This is a genomic window from Acinetobacter sp. YH12040, from assembly GCF_013420005.1.
Classification (GTDB): domain Bacteria; phylum Pseudomonadota; class Gammaproteobacteria; order Pseudomonadales; family Moraxellaceae; genus Acinetobacter; species Acinetobacter amyesii.
Genome location: NZ_VOZB01000006.1, coordinates 215,406 through 238,259, shown reverse-complemented (window position 1 = coordinate 238,259; position 22,854 = coordinate 215,406). Strand labels below are relative to the sequence as shown.

Genomic DNA, 22,854 nt, shown 5'->3' with positions numbered 1-22,854 from the left:
CTTAACTTCCTGAATTCAATACTGCTTTTTCAGCAACCATACGTGCCGATTTATCTGCATGCAAAATAACATCAATATTATTTGCAGCTGAGTTTTCAACTTGCCCCAACACATGTTCCACAATTTGAGGGATTTGAGTAAAGCCAATTTTCTCATGCAAAAATGCTGCCACGGCGATTTCATTGGCTGCATTTAAAATCGTTGGAGCTAAGCCACCTGCCTTCATGGCTTGGCGTGCTAATTTTAGCGCTGGGAATCGCTGTATATCAGGCTGTTCAAAGTTTAACTGTGAATGAACAAATAAATCTAATGGAGGAACATGTGTTTGAATACGCTTCGGCCATGCTAATGCATGAGCAATAGGCGTACACATATCAGGATTACCCATTTGTGCCAAAGTCGAACCATCTACATATTGAACCATTGAATGAATGATACTCTGTGGATGGACAACAACTGTTACAAATTGTTCTTCAACTGCAAAAAGATGACAGGCTTCGATCAATTCCAAGCCTTTATTCATTAGTGTTGCAGAATCAACAGAAATTTTTTGCCCCATCGACCAATTTGGATGCTTACAGGCTTGGGCCGGCGTCACACTTTGTAATTGTTCCAAACTATGATGTAAAAATGGACCACCAGACGCGGTGAGTAAGATTTGTTTTACACCTAGCTTTGGCTGACCATGACGCTCACCTTGTAGATAAGTTTCAGGTAAGCATTGGAAGATTGCATTGTGTTCAGAATCGACTGGCAGTAACAAAGCATTATTTTCACGTGCGGTCTGAATCATGATGTCACCCGACATCACCAGCGCTTCTTTATTTGCAAGTAAGACACGTTTACCCGCTTTCGCAGCAGCCAATGTAGGTAGCAACCCTGCCGCACCCACAATAGCTGCCATGACCACATCAACCTGTGGATGTTCTGCTACTGCGATTAATCCTTCTTCATCATGCAGGAGTTCAATATCAGTTAATTTTTCAGCTACGAGTAATTGGCGCAGTTCATCCACTTTATTGAATGGAACAACTGCGATTTTCGGTCGATATTGTTTGCATATTTCGACAAGTTCTACAATTCGGCTATGTGCAGTGACTGCAAAAACTGAATACTCTTCGGGGTGCTGTTGCAGAATCTTTAAAGTACTTTGACCAATGGATCCTGTTACACCCAATATACAAACAGATTGTGACATCTATAAATCTACGCCAATTAATTTTAAAACATACATACCTGCTGCAAAGATAGGTGCTGCAGCAAGCAACGAGTCGATACGGTCCAGCACACCACCATGTCCCGGAAGAATACGACCAGAATCTTTGATCCCTGCACGACGCTTGATCATCGATTCAAATAAATCACCAAGTACTGAACTAAATACTGTTATTACTGAAAGTATTAAAAATAAAATATGTTCAGCGATGCTTAAATCTAGATAAATAATTTCAACGACAATGACAATTAACATTGCAGTGAATAGACCGCCGTATAAACCCTCGATCGATTTATTCGGACTCACATCTGGTGCAAGTTTTTTCTTACCGAATTTGCGTCCCACGAAGTACGCACCACTGTCTGCACCCCATACCAACAGGAACAGATACATGAGCCACCACGGTGAGTTCATCCAAACAGAAAAAATAGCAGTTACTGCAGCAGGAACTAAGACTAAGCCAATGCCACTGAGACTCGGGTTATACCAGTTGTCGTATTCAGGATAAGACTTCACCCAATAAACACTTAAGATCCAAGTAAAGATCGAAGCCGCCCAAAGCAGTAATGCAACATCTGTAAAATGCAATGCTAGTGCTGAAAGAATAGCAGTGACTAGACCATAGCCCCATGCGAAAGGCTTAATCACATTTTGTGTATTACGCGGCATGAGTTTAAACCACTCATAACCCGCGACAGCTGATGCAATAATCATCAGCACAAGCATTGGGTATTTAGACTCGGTTGCAAACATGCAACTCAGTACAACTGAAACCAGTACCAATGCGGTTATTATCCGCTCTAACATTTATTTATTCTCAAACTGCTCTTGTTGAATCTGCTCTGAGGTCTTACCAAAACGACGTTCACGACCACCAAATACTGCTAGTGCATCATCAAATTCTTCAATGGTAAATTCAGGCCATAATGTCTGGGTAAAATAAAGTTCTGCATAAGCAGCTTGCCAAAGCAAGAAGTTCGAAAGACGGAAATCACCACCTGTACGAATTAACAAATCTACTGGAGGTAGATCACTTAAACTGACATATTGACCGAAGACTTCAGCATCCACTGCTTCAAGATTTATTTTGTTAGTTAAAACATCTGCTGCGATTTGTTTTGCAGCCTGTGCCATATCCCACATACCACCGTAACTAATTGCAATAGTTAAAGTCATGCTGTCGAAATTAGCAGTCCTTTGTTCGGCTTGCAACATTAAGTCACGTAAGTTAGGAGATAAACGAGAACGATCACCAATAAAACGTAGGGAAATGTTAAATTTTTCCATACGCGGCAACTGCTCATGAATGGTTTCTTCGAGAAGAGCCATCAACAAATCAACCTCAAACTGAGGACGATTCCAATTTTCACTCGAAAAAGCAAAAACGGTCAGTGCTTGGATATTTCTTTTACGACAATGTTCAACGATGGGATCTAGGATGTCCTTTCCAGAACGATGCCCTTCACCTTTTTGCATTTGATTCTTTTTGGCAAAACGATTGTTGCCATCCATAATGATGGCAACATGTTTTGGAAGACGGGAAGTTTCTTCAGATGAGGTCATTAAAACTTAGACCTTCATCAATTCAGCTTCTTTTGCAGCCAGACGTTTTTCAACTTCAGCAACGAATTTGTCTGTGATTTTTTGAATGTCATCACCCGCACGACGCTCATCATCTTCAGAAATTTCTTTTTCTTTCAACAATGCTTTGATATCACCCAAAACATCACGACGGATGTTACGGATCGCAACTTTTGCATTTTCAGCTTCGTTACGTGCAACTTTCTGCATGTCTTTACGTGTTTCTTCTGTTAATGCAGCCATAGGAACACGGATCGCATCAGCAGTAATCGGGTTTAAGCCCAAGTCAGATTCACGGATTGCTTTATCAATTGCAGCAACCATTGAACGTTCAAAAGGCTGAACAAGTAAAGTACGAGAGTCTTCTACACCCACGTTCGCCACTTGGTTTAATGGCACATCAGAGCCATAGTAAGGAACCATAACACCATTTAAAATTGATGGGTGCGCGCGGCCTGTACGAACTTTGGCAAAACCATGCTCTAGAGAATCTAGAGATTTATTCATACGGTCTTCTGCGTCTTTTTTAAGATCGTTAATCATGTGATCTTCCTAACTTAATTCGAAAAGATGTAAATTCTAAAATAGCTTGTAGTATAAAGAGCTTTAGGGCCCACGTACATTAGTTAGTAACGTGAGTACCCTCTTTTTCACCCATTACCACTGAAAGTAATGAACCTGATTTGTTCATATCAAATACTTGAAGTGGGACGTTGTGGTCACGGCACAAGCAGATCGCTGTTAAATCCATCACACCCAGTTTTTCATCTAAAACTTGGTCAAATGTTAATGCATCGTATTTCACTGCATCTTCATATTTACTTGGATCTTTGTTGTATACGCCATCAACTTTCGTCGCTTTAAGAATAAGATTGGCTTCAATCTCGATACCGCGTAAGCATGCTGCTGTATCTGTCGTAAAGAATGGGTTACCCGTACCTGCGACAAATACACACACTTCGCCACGTGTTAAATGACGAATAGCATCACGGCTAGAATATGATTCAACTACAGCACCAATTGGCAAAGCTGACATTAGACGAGTTTTGATATTACGACGTACCAAAGCATCACGCAGTGCCAAACCGTTCATCACAGTGGCCAACATACCCATTTGGTCACCTGTTACACGGCCAACCAAACCATCTTTTTGTAATTGGCTACCACGGTAAAGGTTACCACCACCGACAACGATACCCACTTGAACACCCAAACCAACAAGGTGCGCAATTGCGAGTGACATTTGATCGAGCACTTGTGCATCGATACCCATCTCTTTATTGCCCGCTAAAGCTTCACCTGAAAGCTTAAGCAGGATGCGACCAAAACGTGGTTTTTTAGAATCAAGCATCATCAACTCCGAATTATTTAATTTCAATTATTTTTAATGAATCGTTTAAGCAGACTTAACCGAGATCAGTTTTGCAAATAAGTCATATTCATCTGCATCTGTGATTTCTACTTCAAGTAAATCACCTGCTTTAATCACTGACTTATCGATATCTTCAACAAAAACATTACCATCAATTTCAGGTGCATCTGCATAAGAACGCGCAACAGCAACTGGGAACTCTTCTTCAAGATCATCCACCAGTACTGTCATTTTCTGACCGATACGACTTTGCAATTTCGCAGCAGAGATTTCTTGCTGAACTTGCATGAAACGTTCATAACGCTCTTGTTTGATTTCTTCAGGCACATGATCTGGCAAATCATTTGCAGTCGCGCCTTCAACTGGTGAGTAAGTAAAACAACCCACACGATCAAGCTGCGCTTCTTTTAACCAATCAAGCAACATTTGGAAGTCTTCTTCAGTTTCACCCGGGAAGCCCACAACAAATGTAGAACGAATCACAAGATCAGGACATTTCTCACGCCAAACTTTTAAACGCTCTAGTGTATTTTCACTGTGCGCAGGACGTTTCATGAGTTTTAAAATCTTAGGACTTGCATGTTGGAATGGAATATCCAAATACGGCAAAATTTTGCCTTGCGCCATTAAGTCAATCACAGCATCTACATGTGGATATGGATATACATAGTGCAGACGCACCCAGATACCCAATTGACCCAATGCTTCACACATGTCATAGAATTTGGTTTTAACGGGCTGACCGTTCCAGAAGTCCAATTTGTATTTGGTGTCTACGCCATAAGCCGATGTATCTTGAGAAATCACAAGGACTTCTTTTACGCCTGCTTTTTTCAGCGCTTGAGCTTCAGTCAATACTGAACCTACTGGACGAGAAACCAAATCACCACGCATGCTCGGAATAATGCAGAATGTGCAACGATGGTTACAACCTTCTGAAATCTTCAAATAAGCATAATGTTTTGGTGTTAATCGAATACCTTGTTCAGGTACTAGATCAATAAACGGATTGTGTTTCGGTGGCTCAGGCACGTATTCGTGCACAGCTTCCATCACTTCTTGATATGCCGCAGCACCTGTCACTTTTAAGACATTTGGGTGCATTTGGCGAATTTTGTCTTCGTCTTTACCTAAACAACCAGTCACAATTACGCGACCGTTTGAACTCATCGCTTCGCCAATGGCATCTAGCGACTCTTGTACTGCAGATTCAATAAAACCACAGGTATTTACAACTACTAAATCGGCACCATCATAATCTGATGCTACATCATAACCTTCAGTCTTTAACTGAGTTAAAATTCGTTCGGAATCTACCAATGCCTTAGGACAACCTAAAGAAACAAAACCGACTTTGGGGGATTTCATGAATCTGCGCTCCACTATAATCCGCGTATTGTATGTCTTTTCAAAACATAAAAACAGGTGAAAAGGCCACTCTTTATATCACGCACCAAAATAATGCTATAAATTCATCCATATAATTTCATTTGCACCATTTTAATGCATTTTAGATTTACAGCCTGTTTTTAATCAGCTATACACTTTATTTAAAGTCTTAAATAAGCGCATTTATTCAAATAAGCATCAAAACTTAGCGTATTTCTAAAATAGTTGGCTTATATCTTGCATAACTTGCATCAATTCGAACCTTATTAGATTGAACGATTTGCTTTATGAAGATGCCATTGCGCCATTTTAATACAGGAACCTCTCGCTAATGGATCAGACTATGACGATTGATTACCGGCTTTTAGTGGATAATTTAACCACCGCCATTTTATTGGTCGATAGCAACCTGAATATTTTTTATTTAAATTCATCTTGTGAAGCGCTTTTTGACATCAGCTTACTTCGTGCATCAGGTCAGCCTGTATTAAATTTACTCCATATGCCCGATGATGAATTCAATACGCATGATGCATTAATGAATACCCTAACTTCTGGTCAGCACTATACGCGCCGAGAAGCAACAATTAATGTCAACTTTAAAGACATTCATGTCGATTACACCGTGTCACAGCTCAACTCTGGCAAACCCTACCATCCTTTGCTATTGATTGAGCTGAATCAAATCGACCGGATGTTGAAAATCTCTAAAGAAGAAAACCTGATTCAACAACATCAAGTTGCACGACAACTGATTCGTGGTGTTGCTCATGAAATTAAAAATCCACTTGGTGGTATCCGTGGGGCGACACAACTTTTAGCGCGTAGTTTAAATGATCCGAAGTACAGCGAATTCACCGACATTATTATTAGTGAAGTAGACCGATTACGTAATCTTGCTGACACTATGCTTGGTTCAAGACAATTACCAAGTTACGAACCAGTCAATGTCCATGAACCCCTTGAACGTGTTCGTTCACTGATCGTCAACCAAACCAAAAAGAAAATTAAGATCACTCGTGATTACGACCTTTCTTTACCGGATGTTCTGGCAGATCGTGATCAATTAATTCAGGTCATGCTGAATATCAGTGTTAATGCCGTTCAGGCAATGACGGAAAACAAAGAGTTCTTTGTTGAGCACCAACCAGAACTCACTTTGCGCACACGTATTCAACGTTTAGTCACCATCAACGGTGTATTAAAACGCTCTGCGGTACGCATTGATATCGAGGACAATGGACCAGGTGTCCCACAAGAAATATTAGAATCCGTATTTTACCCATTAGTGACAGGACGAGCGAAAGGCACAGGTCTCGGTCTAAGCATTGCACAAAATATTATGCATCAACATAACGGAATGATTGAATGCCAATCAGTTCCTGGAAAAACAGTATTTAGCCTATATTTACCTTGGGAGTCAGATCATGTCGCGTAATAAGATTTGGGTCATCGATGATGATCGCGCCATGCGTTGGGTGCTGGAAAAAACATTCAAAGAAGAAGGTTTTGATGTTACCAGTTTTGAAGAAGCACAATCCGCTTTAGATCAGTTAAGTGTCGATGCGCCAGATGTTATTTTGACAGACATCCGTATGCCGGGTATTGATGGACTGACCTTTTTAGGTAAAGTCAAAGGCAACTACCCTGACTTACCTGTAATTATCATGACCGCGCATTCAGATTTAGAATCTGCTGTGTCGAGCTATCAAACGGGTGCTTTTGAATATCTACCAAAACCTTTTGATATTGATGAAGCCTTAGCACTTGTAAACCGTGCAATTTTACATATTGCCAAATTACAACAACAAGAATCTGCTAAAACCGTTCAACCGATTCAATCTACAGAGATTATTGGTGAATCACCTGCTATGCAGGAAGTCTTCCGTGCCATTGGCCGTCTTTCTCAATCACACATTACTGTATTAATTAATGGTGAATCAGGCACAGGGAAAGAATTGGTTGCGCATGCGCTGCATAAGCATTCACCACGTGGCAACAAGCCTTTTATTGCGCTCAATATGGCAGCAATTCCAAAAGATTTGATCGAAACTGAATTATTTGGTCATGAAAAAGGCGCTTTCACCGGTGCCAACACACAGCGTCAAGGGCGTTTCGAACAAGCCAATGGCGGGACTCTTTTCCTTGATGAAATTGGCGACATGCCATTTGAAACCCAAACACGTTTACTGCGTGTTTTAGCGGATGGCGAATTCTACCGCGTTGGTGGTCACATCCCAGTCAAGGTGGATGTCCGTATCGTTGCGGCAACGCACCAAGACTTAGAAAAGTTAGTACATGAAGGTCGCTTCCGTGAAGACTTGTACCACCGTCTAAACGTGATTCGTATTCATATTCCAAAACTTGCACATCGTAGTGAAGATATTCCGATGCTTGCACAACACTTCCTAGCAAGTGCAGGTAAAGAACTTGGGGTAAGTCCGAAGATTCTGCGTCCTGAAACGCAAGAATACATGCAAAAACTGCCGTGGCAAGGTAATGTGCGTCAGCTCGAAAATACCTGTCGCTGGCTAACAGTCATGATCACAGGCCGTGAAGTTTATCCAGAAGATTTACCTTCTGAATTAAAACAGATTCCAATTCAAGGCACAGATGGTAACCCTGCTGCTCAAGGGATTGATCGCATCGGTGTGCATCATTGGGATGAGCTACTTGGTCAATGGGCAGTACAAAAACTGAAAAACGGTGAGATGAAAATTCTCGACATTGCCACACCAATGTTTGAACGCACTCTCATCAATGCTGCACTACAGCAAACACGTGGGCGTAAGCGCCATGCAGCAGAACTTTTAGGTTGGGGGCGCAACACTTTAACTCGTAAACTCAAAGAACTTGGTATGGACAGTGCCGAAGATGATGTCGAAGAAGAATTAGAAAGTTAATTTTCTGATTAACATTAAAAAGCCAGTCACTTGACTGGCTTTTTTTGTTTAGAGTTTGATTTTTTTAGCAATACTTTATGCCGTAAAGCCGACATAGCGTGAATAACCTTCCACACCTAAATCAGACTTATAAATCAGAAACTCAGGGAAACTTGAGGCGGTAATTTCAGTAAACATATGATACTGATCATCATTGGCATGCAAGTCATCGACTGTATGCTGCATGGTTTGCTCAAATTCATCTGTAATAAACTCAAAACCAATATCCATTGCAATAAACAGCACATGCTCACATGGCTGCACATACTGCTCTTCTGACCAATCAATCACTTGCTGCTGACAATGTGGACACTGAATGTTATCTGAAGGAGAAATATCAAGTTCGATCAATTGATAAGACATAGAAGTAAATTTATTCATGAATATTAGATTCATTCTAACAAAACTTAGTTTCAGCTAAAGGTATTTATTCAATAAAAAAGGAGCCGTAGCTCCTTTAAATATGACTGATTTCGATTATTTCTTAAGGGATGACTTATAGGCAGATAATGCAGCCACCGCGATAGCCGACAAAGCAATACCCGGCGCACTTGCAATTAAAATACCTGTCGTTCCTAGACCTAGCGCCAAAATCTTGCCTGTAAGTAATGGACCTGTCATTGCACCTAAACGTCCCCATGAAATTGCACTTCCCACACCTGTTACTTTCCCAGCTGGTGTATAGAAAATTGGAGAGATCCCATACAAAATCGATTGACCACCTGTAGAGAAAATTCCGCCCATGATGCCTGCTGCGATAAGTACAGGAATGGAATTTGTTGTAAACAACACAAATAATGCTACAAACAAACCTGAATAGATAATCACTGCCATTTGCCATAATTTTAGGCGATCAAGCAAGTAGCCCAAACCCAGCGTACCAATCACTGCGCCCACTTGGAACATCAACATGATCATGAAAGCTTGTTGCTTTTCCAACCCTTGTTCCATAAGCAAGTTAGGCAACCAACTGATCAGAATATAGTTCACCATTAAGGTAAAGAAGAAGCTTAACCAAAGCGGCAATGAATATTTATAACGCTGTTCAGCAAAAAGGATTTGTCCCATCGCTGGAACGGCTTCTTTGGTTTCTGTCTGAACTTTTTCTGTACGCTTATCTTTTAAGATAATCGCCATGAATGGAATCAAGATTAAAGGCGTTAAACCACCAATTAAAAATAGTGTATGCCATGAGATATCTTTAAAGACAATACCCAAGCCAGCAACAAAGATTGCACCTACGGGTAAGCCACAGTACATCAAACTATTTAAGCGCCCACGGTTAGCATCCGTCGCCTCATCACCCACCACCGAGATCATCGTTGGCATCGCAGCACCCAAACCTAAACCTGTAAAAAATCGTGCGATATATAAAATTTCAATGCTTGGTGCAACTGCCGTGATAGACATAAATACACCGAAGATAAAAATCGACAGCATCAGGACTTTCTTCTGTCCCAAATAGTCAGCGACACGCCCCCCAAAGAACGCGCCAAATAACATACCAAACACACCTAAGCTAAACACATAGCCCATTTGCACCTGATCTAAGGAAAATGTCGCTGCGATTCCTTTTGCTGCGATACCGGGCGCTTGTAGGTCAAAACCTTCAAAAAATGCCACCCAGAAACACAAAAATACTGTTAGAAATTTTTGCATTTTTCCCGATTGTTGATTTGCCATAATCGAACTCCATTCATGTAGCGTAAACCCACTTGTACGCCATGCCCTGAAGTTTCGGCTTTATTGGGTAGAATAAATACCACTACAAAGGTCGGAATTCACACGACCAAAAGCCCACCATTAAGACCTAAAACTTTGTATATCAATAGTTTTTAGATCTTATTTTTTGTATTTATAATTAATTATCAATCACTTAGGTTTATGAAAGATTTTAATAATCAAACCATAGCTAAAACTAATGATGATCAAAATATTCATTTAATCCGATCAAATACCAACAACCAATAGTTTATTGACAATAAAAAACCCGCAACTGAGCGGGTTTTTTATTTAACTCAAAATCTTATGCAGATTTTTTCGCTTGGTTATTCTTACGAATCGTAATCATCACCAATTGAACAGCCGCAGGTGTAACACCCGGAATACGGCTTGCTTGAGCCAATGTTTCAGGCAATACATTTTTCAGCTTCATAGTGATTTCACGTGAAAGACCAGAAACGACATCATAATCAAAATCAGCAGGAATACGTGTATCTTCCAAACGCTTCATTTGCGCAACGTCTTCTTGCTGACGGTTAATATAACCTGCATATTTCACAGCAATTTCAATTTGCTCTCCAACAAATGCTGAAACTTCTGAACCAGTCAATTCAGCAATTTGCGCAAAGTTGATATTTGGACGTTTTAACAAATCAATTGCATTGGTTTCTTTAGACAGGTCATCACCAGTCATTTCAACGAATTTTTTGCCTAGTGGATTGTTTGGCGCTGCCCAAAGGTGTTGTAAACGACCTTTCTCCGTTTCTACAGCTTCCATTTTTTGGCAGAACGAATCCCAACGCGCATCATCTACCAGCCCCATTTCACGACCAATGGCAGTTAAACGCTGATCCGCATTGTCTTCACGAAGCATCAAACGGTATTCCGCACGTGACGTGAACATACGGTACGGTTCTTTAGTACCGAGAGTAATCAAGTCATCAACCAACACGCCCATGTACGCTTCATCACGTTTTGGTGTCCATTGCTCTTGATCCCATGCACGACGTGCTGCGTTTAAGCCTGCAAGCAAACCTTGCGCTCCCGCTTCTTCATAACCTGTTGTACCGTTAATTTGACCTGCAAAATACAGGTTATTAATCGATTTGGTTTCTAAAGAGAATTTCAATGATTGTGGGTTGAAATAATCGTACTCAATTGCATAACCCGGACGCAATATGTGCGCATTTTCCATACCACGAATCGAGCGAACCAATTCAAACTGAACGTCGAATGGTAAAGAAGTCGAAATACCATTTGGATAAAGCTCATGTGTGTCCAAACCTTCAGGTTCCAAGAACACTTGATGCGAATCTTTATCGGCAAATTTATGAATTTTATCTTCAATCGATGGGCAGTAACGTGGACCCACACCCTCAATCACACCAGTATACATTGGTGAACGGTCTAAGCCGCCACGAATGATATCGTGAGTTTTCTCGTTGGTATGTGTGATATAGCAATTGATTTGCTCAGGATGCATCGACGCATCACCCATGAATGACATAGTCGGAGATGGGAAATCACCCGGCTGTGGCGTCATCACAGAGAAATCAACTGATCGCGCATCGATACGTGGCGGTGTACCTGTTTTTAAACGACCTACAGGTAAGTTCAATTCACGAAGGCGCGCAGCCAATGAAATTGAAGGAGGATCGCCCGCACGACCGCCTGAAGCATTATTTAGACCTACGTGGATCACTCCACCCAAGAATGTACCTGTAGTTAATACAACAGTTTTCGCATCAAAGCGAATACCCATCTGAGTAACCACACCTTTTACAGTATCGCCCTCAACGATTAAATCGTCAGCTGCTTGTTGGAAAATATCCAAGTTCGCTTGATTTTCTAAGGTTTCACGAATCGCAGCTTTATAACGAATACGGTCAGCCTGTGCGCGAGTCGCACGAACAGCCGCGCCTTTACGTGAGTTTAAAATACGGAATTGAATACCACCTTTGTCAGCAGCCAATGCCATTGCACCGCCAAGCGCATCAATTTCACGTACTAAATGTGATTTACCAATACCACCAATGGCTGGGTTACAGCTCATCTGCCCTAAAGTCTCAATATTATGAGTTAAGAGTAAAGTCTGTCGACCCATACGTGCCGCAGCAAGAGCTGCCTCAGTACCCGCGTGACCGCCGCCGATAACAATGACATCGTAAACTTTAGGATAATGCATAGTGGTAAAGGAGATTAAAAAAGGATGACGGAAGATTATAGCAAAAATTCACCGATAAGTTGACTGATTAACTCGATTTTATTGTTATTGACTACTGTTTTATGCCTATATATTTCTTTATGAACATACATACTTTGCATATTCCATATAAAAATATACATTTCTCAAGCAAATGTTACTCGAAGATTGTTGTTTTATTCTGATGATTTTTTATTCTGTTATAGATCCCATGAGAATCATAAGGACTATAAGCATGAATAAGAATATTTTGCTATCCACGGTTTTATGCGGTTTATGTTTATCACCACTTGCTGCCTCAGCCAATGATAAAGTTGAGAAAGTGTATGATGCACAGCGATATCAACAAGTCTGTAAAGGTAAAAGCCAAGGCGCTCAAGTTTCATTTGCCTATCGCGGTATTATCTGGAATGGTACTTGCGAACCACAATTTTTTAGTTCTTCCAAAAATGCAAATCTTCATGGCGAAGAAGCCGAATTATTAAGCACATGTAGTGCAGATGCAAAAGCCACTACTGCAACGATTAATGGACAAGAAATTAAAGGAAAATGTGCTTTAGGGTTCACTCCTCCTCGTCCTAAATAAACAGTTGTCGATAAAAATATCGACCAATTAACAGATCAAAAATAAAGCGGGTAAAACATCAGTTTTTACTCGCTTTTATTTATTGCTTATTTATCAAACTGAGATAAACTCAAAAACACTATAAGGATAAAAATATCAGGAAATTCCATGGATTCGGGATTATTTGCATTTTTTCTACCCATTGCTTTAGCCATTATGATGATGGGTTTGGGACTTGAACTTTCAGTCAAAGACTTTTTACGCGTTGGACGCTATCCAAAAGTTATTTTCATCGCTTTATTTACTCAGCTTATTCTACTGACCAGTATTGCGTTTTTCCTGTGTAAGTTGCTTGAGTTACCCCCATTACTTGCGGTGGGGCTCATGTTGCTTGCGGCTTCACCCGGTGGCCCCACAGCAAACCTATTCAGCTACCTATATAAAGGTGACGTTGCATTAAACATTAGCTTAACGGCTATTAACTCAGTTGTTTCGTGCTTTACACTGCCGTTTATTGTCAACCTATCCATTTTGCATTTTGTTGGTGAAAGTACCAGTATTGGCATGCCTATTGATAAGATCACCCATGTATTTCTGATTATTTTGATACCGGTATGTTTCGGTATGTTTATTCGCAACTCCTTTCCGACCATTGCATATCACATCAACAAGCCGATGCGAATGTTATCTATTTTCTTATTAATTCTTATCTTTACACTCGCAGTTTTGCGTGAACAATCCAACATTATTACGTATTTTGCCAGCGTCGGCATTGCAACCTGTTTACTCTGTTTCAGTGGCTTATTTTTGGGTTACCTAATTCCGTTCCTCGCAGGTGTACCGGAAAAGCAGGCACGTGCGTGTACCTTTGAGATTGGCATTCATAACACCAGTATCGCGTTAACTATCGCACTGAGTGTGCTTGAAAACACCACCGTGGCGATACCTGCCGGTGTTTATTCTATTTTTATGTATTTATTGGCGACCTTATTTGGTTTTATTTTGACGCACCGTGGCAGCCACCTGATTCAACAAGTGAAACCCTAAACTATTTTTTCTAACGCAATCACCATAAGGACTTTGGTGAAAAACCATTAAATATGCTCAAGGAGAATAAATAAGATGGATTCTGGAATTATTACGGTTCTTTTGCCATTAGCACTGGCCTTTATTATGATCGGGCTTGGGCTAGAACTTACCCCCAAAGATTTCGCACGTGTCACCAAACATCCTAAAGCCGTGTTGATCGCTTTATTTTGCCAACTCGTGTTGCTTGTTGGTATCGCCTTTCTATTATGTAAACTGCTCGCATTACCACCACTGCTTGCTGTCGGACTGATGCTACTCGCAGCCTCACCCGGTGGTAGCACAGCTAACTTATTTAGCTATCTATTTAAAGGTGACTTGGCTTTAAATATAACCCTGACCGCCATCAACTCTGTCATTGCAGCATTAACCCTTCCATTGATCGTGAATTTTTCGATTATGCACTTCATGCAAGAAGGGCAACAAATCAGTCTGCAGTTTGGAAAAATCCTCCAAGTTTTCGGCATCATTTTCATCCCTGTCTGTATAGGCATGCTGCTTCGTCACTATGCACCTAAACTGACTGAGAAACTGCATAAACCACTCCGTATCTTTGCTGTGGTCTTTCTCATCTTAATTATTATTGGTGCTATTTACTCTGAACGACATAATATTGCGGCTTATCTAACTCAAGTTGGCTTAGCAACGGTTCTATTCTGCATCTTCAGCTTATGTATCGGTTATTTTGTTCCGAGACTATTCGGCATCAATAGTGCTCAGGCACGTGCTTGTGCATTTGAAATCGGGATTCATAACAGCACGTTGGCCATGACCATCGCCTTAACAGTGATGGCAAGCTCTGCAGTTGCAATGCCCGCGGCAGTATATTCAATCTTTATGTACATCTTTGCCGCTGTATTTGGTTTCGTAATTACACGTTTTGCACCGATCTCGACAACTACAACTGAAACAATTAAAAGTTAAGTCACTGAAAACTTAAAAGGATGCCACGTGCATCCTTTTATTTTTGGTCAATTTTGATAATCGCTAGCTGCAAGTTGCCGAGTTCCGTTACAATAGCTTTTTATAAAACTCATTTAGGTTATGTCCGTGAAGTGGTTACAAATTCATATTACTGTTGAAAAAGCACAAGTTGATTACACTGAAACGCTGCTCAGTTCTTTAGGTGCAGTCAGTGTCACGCTAGATGATGCAGAGAATCAGGATTTACTTGAACCACTTCCAGGTGAAACACCACTTTGGAATAAAGTGATCGTTACTGGTATCTATGCACAAGAAGATGATGAAGAAATTGATGTTGCTGCATTAGAAACATTTATTAAAGCTCAACTTCCTGAAGCACCAATGCGTAGCGAATTCATTGAAGACCAAGAATGGGAACGCACATGGATGGATGCTTATGAGCCTATTCAAATTGGTGAAAAATACTGGATCGTACCAGAATGGATGGAAGCACCAGAAGCAGACGCCGTAAACATCAAACTAGACCCAGGTCTTGCTTTTGGTACTGGTAACCATGCATCAACATTCTTATGCCTACAATGGTTAGGTAAAGTTGATCTTAAGGATAAAATCGTAATCGACTACGGTTGTGGTTCTGGTATTTTAGGTGTTGCCGCTTTACTTTTGGGTGCAAAAAAAGTTTATGCCACTGATATTGACCCACAAGCCGTTTTAGCAACACAACAAAATGCCGAATTAAATGGTGTACTGGAAAATTTGTATGTAGGCCTACCTGAAGAGTTCAACCAAGAACTCGCTGGACAAAAAGCCGATGTGTTTGTTGCTAATATTCTTGCAGGCCCTCTAATGGCCTTGGCTGCAGAATTCTCAACTTTAATTAAATCTGAGGGCGAGTTCGCACTTGCAGGTGTAATTGAAGAGCAAGTTTCTGATGTTTCTAGTGTTTATTCTGAATTTTTTGATATATTAGACGTAGAAAAACGTGACGAAACATGGTGCCGAATTTCGGGTAAACGCCAACAGTATTAAAATTTAAAATGTGTACTTATGAGCGACAAATTAACTAACTGCCCTACTTGTTTTACAACATATAAAGTAACTGTTCCGCAGCTTACTGTCGCTCAGGGCATGGTTTGTTGCCCAAAGTGCTCTACATCTTTTAATGCACTGTCTCATTTGGTGGTAGATAAAGCGTTGTCTTTTTCTACCCCTGAGCCAGAAAATGCGCCGCAAAAAAATACCAATACTATTATTAATGTCAGCGAATTTAATAATACGCTTACGCCAGTGACTGTTGAAGAAACACCAACCCACCATTTATTAAAACTATTTGATCAAAAAGTCGAAAACTCTAATATCGATCTAAAAACTTATTTAAATAACTTAAATTATTTCAGTACCGAGCCTATCGGCAACCTTCCTGCAGTAAATTGGGCAGAACAAGCTGAAAAGGATAAAAAACGTACCCCACTGAACTATTTTATGTGGTTCTGTATTAATGCCTTCTTATTTGGTGCACTTATATTCCAGTTTTTCTGGTTCAATCCTCAATATTTAAAAAATAGTCCAGTGATGGGTGCTGCATTTACTGCGGTCTGTGATGTATTCAATTGTTCACGTCTAGAGGAACATTACAGTTTAATTAGTACCAAAAAAGTCAAAATTCGTAGCATTGGAAATAATGAAACACGTTTTACAGGTGAAATGATCAATTTTCATGACCGTAGCCTTGCCTTACCCAATATGAAAATTTCACTAAAAGAAAATGGTACTGAAATAGCAAACTATACACTTTTACCTGAAGAGTATTTGGACAAAAGTCTGCATGGCATCCAACGGATCCCAAAAAGTAGTCCTTTTAAATTCCAATTTAGTCTACCAATTGCACGCAAAAGCTTCGATAATTATTCAATTGAGTTGATTCGCCCCTAATATTGGAAAAAACTATTAAAAAAGTAAAAAAAACATAAAAAAAATGCAGTTTTCTTGCTCACTTTTTCCTAGACAATGGTATGATACGCGCCACGAAAGCTTTGTGCTGCAAACTCCTCGCTAATTTTTCACAACAAATACAATCCCAACCGTGCGCTTTAATATTTATTGCGTATTGAGTAGATTTTTTGTTTGTTTTTTAGGCTGTAACAATTATTAATCTATTGTTACGCTTATTTTTCGAACAATTTTGCGAGTTGTGTCAAGCTACAAGTAATGTACAAGTTTTAGAACTCCGCATTAGGAACTAAAACGGAGTTCATTCAAGTTTATAGACCACTTTTAACAAATCACTTTACCCAAGTGATATTTGATTTTTCGGATTAATTCGCATGAATAGCAAATCTCCTATTTTTACTGCACAATCTGATGTCGCTCTTCGTATTCACGTAGATCGCGCAGTTCGCCATTACTTTGCACAATTGCAAGGCGAGCAACCATCTCAGGTATACGATATGGTGCTGGCGGAAATGGAGAAGCCTCTTCTATCTGTAGTTCTTGAATATACACGTGGTAATCAAACCCGTGCTGCTGAGATTCTCGGCTTAAACCGTGGTACTTTACGTAAAAAGTTGAAAGCTCACGGTTTAATGAGTGAATAAATGATAAAATGCTTGCGGCTTCCGCAGGCATTTTTTTTAACCTGCATTTTGCTAATTTTGTTTTAATCTGTTCCTTGAAAACTGTGACGAAGATCATGACTATTAAACGCGCTTTAATCTCTGTGTCTGACAAGACTGGAATTGTTGAATTTGCACAAGAACTTGCTGCTCTAGGGGTAGAAATTTTATCTACTGGCGGAACATACAAATTGTTGAAAGACAATAATGTTGCCGTAGTTGAAGTTTCAGAGCACACAGGTTTCCCAGAGATGATGGACGGCCGTGTAAAAACGCTACATCCGAAAATTCATGGTGGTATCTTAGCTCGTCGCGGTCTAGACGAAGCTGTGATGGCTGAACACAACATCGATGCAATCGATTTAGTTGTTGTTAACCTTTATCCGTTTGCTGCGACTGTGGCTAAACCGAACTGCTCACTTGCTGATGCGATTGAAAATATCGACATCGGTGGTCCGACTATGGTTCGTGCTGCTGCGAAAAACCATGCATCTGTAGGTATCGTAGTAAATGCATCTGACTATGGAACTGTTGTTGAAGAGTTAAAAGCTGAAGGCGCATTATCACATGCAACTCGTTTTGACCTTGCGGTTAAAGCATTTGAACATACTGCACAGTATGACGGCATGATTGCATCTTACCTAGGCGCTCGCGTAGGTAAGGAAGAAGGTCAAGCAGATAAATTTGCGCGTACTTTCAATACTCAATTGAACAAAGTTCAAGACTTACGTTACGGTGAAAACCCGCATCAATCTGCTGCTTTCTATGTAGAAGACACAGCAACTGAAGCATCTGTTTCTACTGCGAAACAACTTCAAGGTAAAGAATTATCTTATAACAACATCGCAGACACTGACGCAGCACTTGAATGTGTGAAATCATTCGCTAAACCTGCTTGTGTCATCGTTAAACACGCAAACCCATGTGGCGTTGCAGTTTCTCTAGACGGCATCCAAGCTGCTTATGACCTTGCGTACGCAACTGACCCTGAATCTGCATTCGGCGGTATCATTGCATTCAACCGTGAATTAGACGTTGCAACTGCTCAAGCCATTGTTGACCGTCAATTCGTTGAAGTAATCATTGCTCCTAGCGTTGCTGAAGGCGTGCTTGAAGTGACTGGCGCGAAGAAAAACGTACGTGTACTTGTATGCGGCGAGCTTCCTGCGATCACTGAGCGTAAAGCACAGCTTGACTACAAACGTGTAAATGGCGGTCTATTGGTTCAAGACCAAGACTTAGGTATGATCACTAAAGATGACCTTAAAGTTGTGACTAAGCGTGCACCAACTGAAGCAGAAATTGATGACTTGATCTTCGCTTGGAAAGTTGCGAAATACGTTAAATCTAACGCGATTGTTTATGCGAAAGGCCGTCAAACGATTGGTGTCGGCGCAGGTCAAATGAGCCGCGTGAACTCTGCTCGTATTGCTGCAATCAAAGCTGAACATGCTGGTTTAGTGGTTGAAGGCGCTGTTATGGCATCTGATGCATTCTTCCCATTCCGTGATGGTATTGATAACGCTGCGAAAGCGGGTATCAAATGCATTATCCAACCGGGTGGTTCTATGCGTGATGAAGAAACGATTGCTGCTGCTGATGAAGCGGGTATTGCAATGGTCTTCACTGGCATGCGTCACTTCCGTCACTAAGTTGGCGACTTGATCATGACAATTAAGCACAGTCTTTTGCTTAATACATTAGATTTCTAATCTTGCATAAAGTCCTCTCCTGCTTTCAGGTTGAGGACTTTATGTCATTTTCGATTCATGGAGTATGAACCGATGAATATTTTAGTTTTGGGTAATGGCGGTCGTGAACATGCATTGGCATGGAAAATCGCACAAGATGACAAAGTCGCAAAAGTATTTGTAGCACCGGGCAATGCAGGTTCTGCAACTGAAAATAAATGCGAAAATGTTGCGCTTAACATTTTGGACAATGCAGCGATTATCGACTTTGCAAAAAACAATGCCGTTGATTTAATCGTGGTTGGTCCTGAAGCACCGCTTGTAAATGGCGTTGTAGATGCTTGCCGTGAAGCGGGTGTAAAAATTTGGGGTCCTACTCAATTTGCTGCGCAGCTTGAAGGTTCTAAAGCATTTGCCAAGCACTTCTTAAAACGCCACAACATTCCAACTGCTTTCTATGACGTGTTCACAGAAGTAGATGCAGCGAAAGCATTTGTAGAAAAAAATGGTGCGCCAATTGTAATTAAGGCTGATGGTCTTGCTGCAGGTAAAGGCGTAATCGTTGCCATGACCAATCAAGAAGCATTTGATGCAATTGATGACATGCTTGCAGGCAACAAATTTGGTGATGCTGGCTCACGTGTGGTGATTGAAGAATTCCTTGCGGGTGAAGAAGCATCTTTCATTTGTATGATTGATGGCGACAACATCTTGCCGATGGCGACTTCACAAGATCACAAACGTATCTTTGAAGGCGACCAAGGTCCAAACACGGGCGGCATGGGTGCTTACTCTCCTGCGCCTGTTGTGACGGCTGACGTATTCGAAAAAACCATGAATGAAGTGATGCGTCCTACCGTTGAAGGTATGAAAAAAGACGGTCACGTTTATACAGGTTTCTTATACGCAGGTTTGATGATTGATGAGCAAGGTCAACCTAAAGTGATCGAGTTCAACTGTCGTTTTGGTGACCCTGAAACTCAACCAATTATGATGCGTTTAAAATCATCTTTAGTTGATTTGGTTGATGCTGGTATTGCTGGCAACCTACCAAAAGAGGCTGAATGGGATGAGCGTAAGACTGTAGGGATCGTACTTGCGTCTAAGGGCTACCCTGAAACTTCTAGCAATGGTGACTTGATTTCTGGCTTAGACACAGAAATGGCTGATGCTAAAGTTTTCCATGCAGGCACTAAAGCACTTGAAAATGGTGACATTGTGACTGCTGGTGGTCGTGTTCTTTGTGTTACTGCGCTAGGCAACACCATTGGCGAAGCGCAAGCGAAAGCATTAGAGCTATGCCAAAAAGTAACATTTGACGGTGTTCAATACCGTAAAGATATTGGTTACCGCGCAATTACACGTGAAAATGCTTAATTAGATTTAAGAATAAAAACCCCGCTAAGTGCGGGGTTTTTTGATATATTCAATTAAATATCAAACAAATACTTTCTAAAAATGCGCTTTAATTTATTTAATCAACCATCTGAAGAAATACAATATTTAGGGACACCTTATACGCAAGATTGCATTGAGGCAATTGCCTTAGTTCTACAATTTGAAGAACAAGTTGAACGAGCACTTGTTTTAACTAATGATCATAATCATTGTTTTTTAATTAAAGGTTATCGAACTGTTTATCTCATTAGATATGGCTTTAGATCAGATTATATCTCAGAAGGTTATAAAGGTTTTGTTAAAGCTTTAAAACTATTGCAAAGGCATAAAATTGAAATCAAAGAGCTGCTTATATCAATTAAAGAATTTGAAATCATTAGGCAAAATTCGTTAAGTGATAGTAACGTAGAGTCTTTCTTAAATAGTTCTTATAGCCAGACTAACACAATTTATGATTACATTAGCAATTTAGATTTTATGCTTAATGAACCTTTAAAAATAAATGACTATTATCCTAGCGAATTGCCATTAAATTTAATTGACGAGAGAATTATAGATTTAGCTTTTAAGTTTAAATTAGATGCTGATGCATCAATAATGACTGCGTATACTCGATTAGAAGATATTATTCGAGAAAAAATAAATTCGCAAAAATTCTCTAGCTCACTAATGGAAGATGCATTTTGTTCAGACGTAAAGAAAAATAAGTTATCCCCCTTCAAATGGGAGACAGAAAATGAAGAAGCCTCTAATGCCATAGGCAGACTATTTGTAAATATGTTTAAAGCTTATCGCAATCAACGCGCTCATAGTGAAGTAAAAAAATCCTTCTCTCAGCTCCAAAGAGAGTTTTTACTAATCAACGAGCTGTATCAACTAGAAAATGAGTCAATCAAACGATAATCTATTGTCACTATGACTAATCAACTCCAAACCCCTCGCCTTATCCTCCGCCAATGGCAAGACTCCGATACTGCTCCATTCATCCAAATGTGTGTAGACGACGACGTCATGCGCTATTTCCCTAACAAACTTGATGCGTCCGAAGCCACTGCATTTATGCAACGCCTACGCGATGCAATAGAAACACGTGGTTGGGGTTTATATGCCGTCGAGCTTAAAGCCACAGGCGAATTTATTGGCTTTATCGGCTTACATGTACATCCCCCTGAGTTTGAAATAGCCGATGCACCAGAAATTGGTTGGCGCTTACTGCCGCAATATTGGCATCAAGGTTATGCCACTGAAGGCGCAAAAGCTGTACTCAAGCATGCTTTTAGAAACTTAAGATTAGATAAAGTTATTTCCTTTACAGCAAGTTTGAACACACCATCAGAATATGTCATGCAACGCATTGGTATGCAAAAAATCCGTGAATTTAATCATCCACTAGTACCAGCGGATCATCCATTAAACCGTCATGTACTCTATGAAATACAGCGTAGTGATTATTTGCACATCCCCTTTTGCTAATTGAATATTTATTCACAGCAAAACCAAAGCACATTAACTCTGCCAAACAGTGGTTATAGGTGATGTTAAATACTTTAATTTTAGTTACCGCAGGATTTCGTATAAGACAGCAAAATCATTCATGTAATCATATAAAAACCCCGCTAAGTGCGGGGTTAAGAAAAAATATCAATATCGATCACTAGCAATTAAAACATCTTGATGTGTAAGCTGAAGCAACTCCAACCTGTTTAAGCATGCTTAATCAAAATGGCATACACAATCAACGACATCAGTACATTGCACTTTAAAAATAGAATCTTGTGGAACAATAAAGCTTTCGCCAGAAGTATATTGAAAAAACTCGCCCTGCTCCCCAATTTGCACAACACACTACCCCGATGTGATTTCAACACGTTCTTTCACATGCAGCTCAAACGTTATATGTTATTCTAATGACAAAAATACACCTATAGTTTTTTGGCTACCATCTTCCATTTTTAAAACGTGGCTCACCGATCTACCGCGATAATGAACCGTAGGCTTTTTACAACTGAGACGAAATCAAACTGATTTGACATAGTGTGCCTCACATAGCAATTTATTATGATTAATTATTAAGCAGTTTATATTAAACAATATAGTGGATTCAATCTTCCTCAGATTTAGATCTAAAATTTTGAAAAACCATGAATCAGAGT

At 40.2% G+C, this 22,854-nt stretch carries 21 protein-coding genes and 1 pseudogene; 12 read left to right on the top strand and 10 right to left on the bottom strand.

Going from position 1 to position 22,854, the window contains the following annotated elements:
• Position 1: 1 nt before the first annotated feature.
• The 6 genes from ispC to rimO form a co-directional block, all read right to left on the bottom strand.
• A complete protein-coding gene (gene ispC, locus FTT99_RS09295) occupies positions 2-1,198 on the bottom strand; it encodes a 1-deoxy-D-xylulose-5-phosphate reductoisomerase (protein WP_180114011.1) in 1,197 nt (398 codons plus the stop codon).
• The gene (locus tag FTT99_RS09290) at positions 1,199-2,023 is read right to left on the bottom strand and encodes a CDP-archaeol synthase (protein ID WP_078188722.1); all 825 of its coding nucleotides are present in this window, start codon (positions 2,021-2,023) and stop codon (positions 1,199-1,201) included. It abuts the gene before it with no gap.
• Positions 2,024-2,779, bottom strand: coding sequence for a polyprenyl diphosphate synthase (gene uppS, locus FTT99_RS09285; protein ID WP_111883757.1), 756 nt, complete (start codon positions 2,777-2,779; stop codon positions 2,024-2,026).
• 6 nt (positions 2,780-2,785) lie between these two features.
• The gene (gene frr / locus FTT99_RS09280) at positions 2,786-3,340 is read right to left on the bottom strand and encodes a ribosome recycling factor (protein WP_078188724.1); all 555 of its coding nucleotides are present in this window, start codon (positions 3,338-3,340) and stop codon (positions 2,786-2,788) included.
• A gap of 79 nt (positions 3,341-3,419) precedes the next feature.
• Positions 3,420-4,148 (bottom strand): UMP kinase, encoded by a 729-nt coding sequence (gene pyrH, locus FTT99_RS09275; RefSeq protein WP_078193535.1) that lies wholly within the window; start codon positions 4,146-4,148, stop codon positions 3,420-3,422.
• Between the two features lie 45 nt (positions 4,149-4,193).
• A complete protein-coding gene (rimO, locus tag FTT99_RS09270) occupies positions 4,194-5,537 on the bottom strand; it encodes a 30S ribosomal protein S12 methylthiotransferase RimO (protein ID WP_111883759.1) in 1,344 nt (447 codons plus the stop codon).
• Positions 5,538-5,889: 352 nt separating this feature from the next.
• Between rimO and glnL the strand changes: the two genes are divergently transcribed.
• Positions 5,890-6,996 carry a nitrogen regulation protein NR(II) gene (gene glnL / locus FTT99_RS09265; RefSeq protein WP_078188727.1) on the top strand — a complete coding sequence of 369 codons (1,107 nt, stop codon included), beginning with the start codon at positions 5,890-5,892 and terminating at the stop codon, positions 6,994-6,996.
• Positions 6,986-8,461 (top strand): nitrogen regulation protein NR(I), encoded by a 1,476-nt coding sequence (gene glnG / locus FTT99_RS09260; RefSeq protein ID WP_168377613.1) that lies wholly within the window; start codon positions 6,986-6,988, stop codon positions 8,459-8,461. Before glnL ends, glnG begins: the two co-directional genes overlap by 11 nt.
• A 75-nt stretch (positions 8,462-8,536) precedes the next feature.
• On the opposite strand, the gene FTT99_RS09255 is transcribed toward glnG, so the two are convergent.
• From FTT99_RS09255 to mnmG, 3 genes are all read right to left on the bottom strand, one after another.
• Positions 8,537-8,863, bottom strand: coding sequence for a hypothetical protein (locus FTT99_RS09255; protein ID WP_078193710.1), 327 nt, complete (start codon positions 8,861-8,863; stop codon positions 8,537-8,539).
• Between the two features lie 114 nt (positions 8,864-8,977).
• Positions 8,978-10,183, bottom strand: coding sequence for a 3-(3-hydroxy-phenyl)propionate transporter MhpT (mhpT, locus tag FTT99_RS09250; RefSeq protein ID WP_180130159.1), 1,206 nt, complete (start codon positions 10,181-10,183; stop codon positions 8,978-8,980).
• A gap of 343 nt (positions 10,184-10,526) precedes the next feature.
• On the bottom strand, positions 10,527-12,407 hold the full coding sequence (gene mnmG / locus FTT99_RS09245) for a tRNA uridine-5-carboxymethylaminomethyl(34) synthesis enzyme MnmG (RefSeq protein WP_180003879.1): 1,881 nt from the start codon (positions 12,405-12,407) through the stop codon (positions 10,527-10,529).
• A gap of 253 nt (positions 12,408-12,660) precedes the next feature.
• On the opposite strand from mnmG, the gene FTT99_RS09240 reads away from it, so the two are divergent.
• From FTT99_RS09240 to FTT99_RS09195, 10 genes are all read left to right on the top strand, one after another.
• A complete protein-coding gene (locus FTT99_RS09240; RefSeq protein WP_078188731.1) occupies positions 12,661-13,011 on the top strand; it encodes a hypothetical protein in 351 nt (116 codons plus the stop codon).
• A gap of 147 nt (positions 13,012-13,158) precedes the next feature.
• The gene (locus tag FTT99_RS09235) at positions 13,159-14,037 is read left to right on the top strand and encodes a bile acid:sodium symporter family protein (RefSeq protein ID WP_180161408.1); all 879 of its coding nucleotides are present in this window, start codon (positions 13,159-13,161) and stop codon (positions 14,035-14,037) included.
• Between the two features lie 75 nt (positions 14,038-14,112).
• On the top strand, positions 14,113-15,000 hold the full coding sequence (locus tag FTT99_RS09230) for a bile acid:sodium symporter family protein (RefSeq protein WP_180130153.1): 888 nt from the start codon (positions 14,113-14,115) through the stop codon (positions 14,998-15,000).
• Between the two features lie 126 nt (positions 15,001-15,126).
• Positions 15,127-16,029: a 50S ribosomal protein L11 methyltransferase gene (prmA, locus tag FTT99_RS09225; RefSeq protein WP_078188734.1), complete on the top strand. Its 903-nt coding sequence runs from the start codon at positions 15,127-15,129 to the stop codon at positions 16,027-16,029.
• An 18-nt stretch (positions 16,030-16,047) separates the two neighbouring features.
• Positions 16,048-16,932 (top strand): DUF3426 domain-containing protein, encoded by an 885-nt coding sequence (locus FTT99_RS09220; protein ID WP_180048907.1) that lies wholly within the window; start codon positions 16,048-16,050, stop codon positions 16,930-16,932.
• A 392-nt stretch (positions 16,933-17,324) separates the two neighbouring features.
• Positions 17,325-17,594 (top strand): DNA-binding transcriptional regulator Fis, encoded by a 270-nt coding sequence (gene fis / locus FTT99_RS09215; protein ID WP_001086304.1) that lies wholly within the window; start codon positions 17,325-17,327, stop codon positions 17,592-17,594.
• 95 nt (positions 17,595-17,689) lie between these two features.
• A complete protein-coding gene (gene purH, locus FTT99_RS09210) occupies positions 17,690-19,264 on the top strand; it encodes a bifunctional phosphoribosylaminoimidazolecarboxamide formyltransferase/IMP cyclohydrolase (protein WP_180041125.1) in 1,575 nt (524 codons plus the stop codon).
• 132 nt (positions 19,265-19,396) lie between these two features.
• Positions 19,397-20,680 carry a phosphoribosylamine--glycine ligase gene (gene purD, locus FTT99_RS09205; protein ID WP_180130150.1) on the top strand — a complete coding sequence of 428 codons (1,284 nt, stop codon included), beginning with the start codon at positions 19,397-19,399 and terminating at the stop codon, positions 20,678-20,680.
• 81 nt (positions 20,681-20,761) lie between these two features.
• A complete protein-coding gene (locus FTT99_RS09200; protein ID WP_180130147.1) occupies positions 20,762-21,604 on the top strand; it encodes a TIGR02391 family protein in 843 nt (280 codons plus the stop codon).
• Between the two features lie 12 nt (positions 21,605-21,616).
• Positions 21,617-22,174, top strand: a complete 558-nt coding sequence (locus FTT99_RS09195; RefSeq protein WP_180130145.1) for a GNAT family N-acetyltransferase — start codon at positions 21,617-21,619, stop codon at positions 22,172-22,174.
• A gap of 240 nt (positions 22,175-22,414) precedes the next feature.
• Here the strand turns inward: FTT99_RS09195 and FTT99_RS09190 are convergent.
• A pseudogene (locus FTT99_RS09190) lies at positions 22,415-22,734 on the bottom strand (pyrimidine/purine nucleoside phosphorylase).
• Positions 22,735-22,854: the final 120 nt, after the last annotated feature.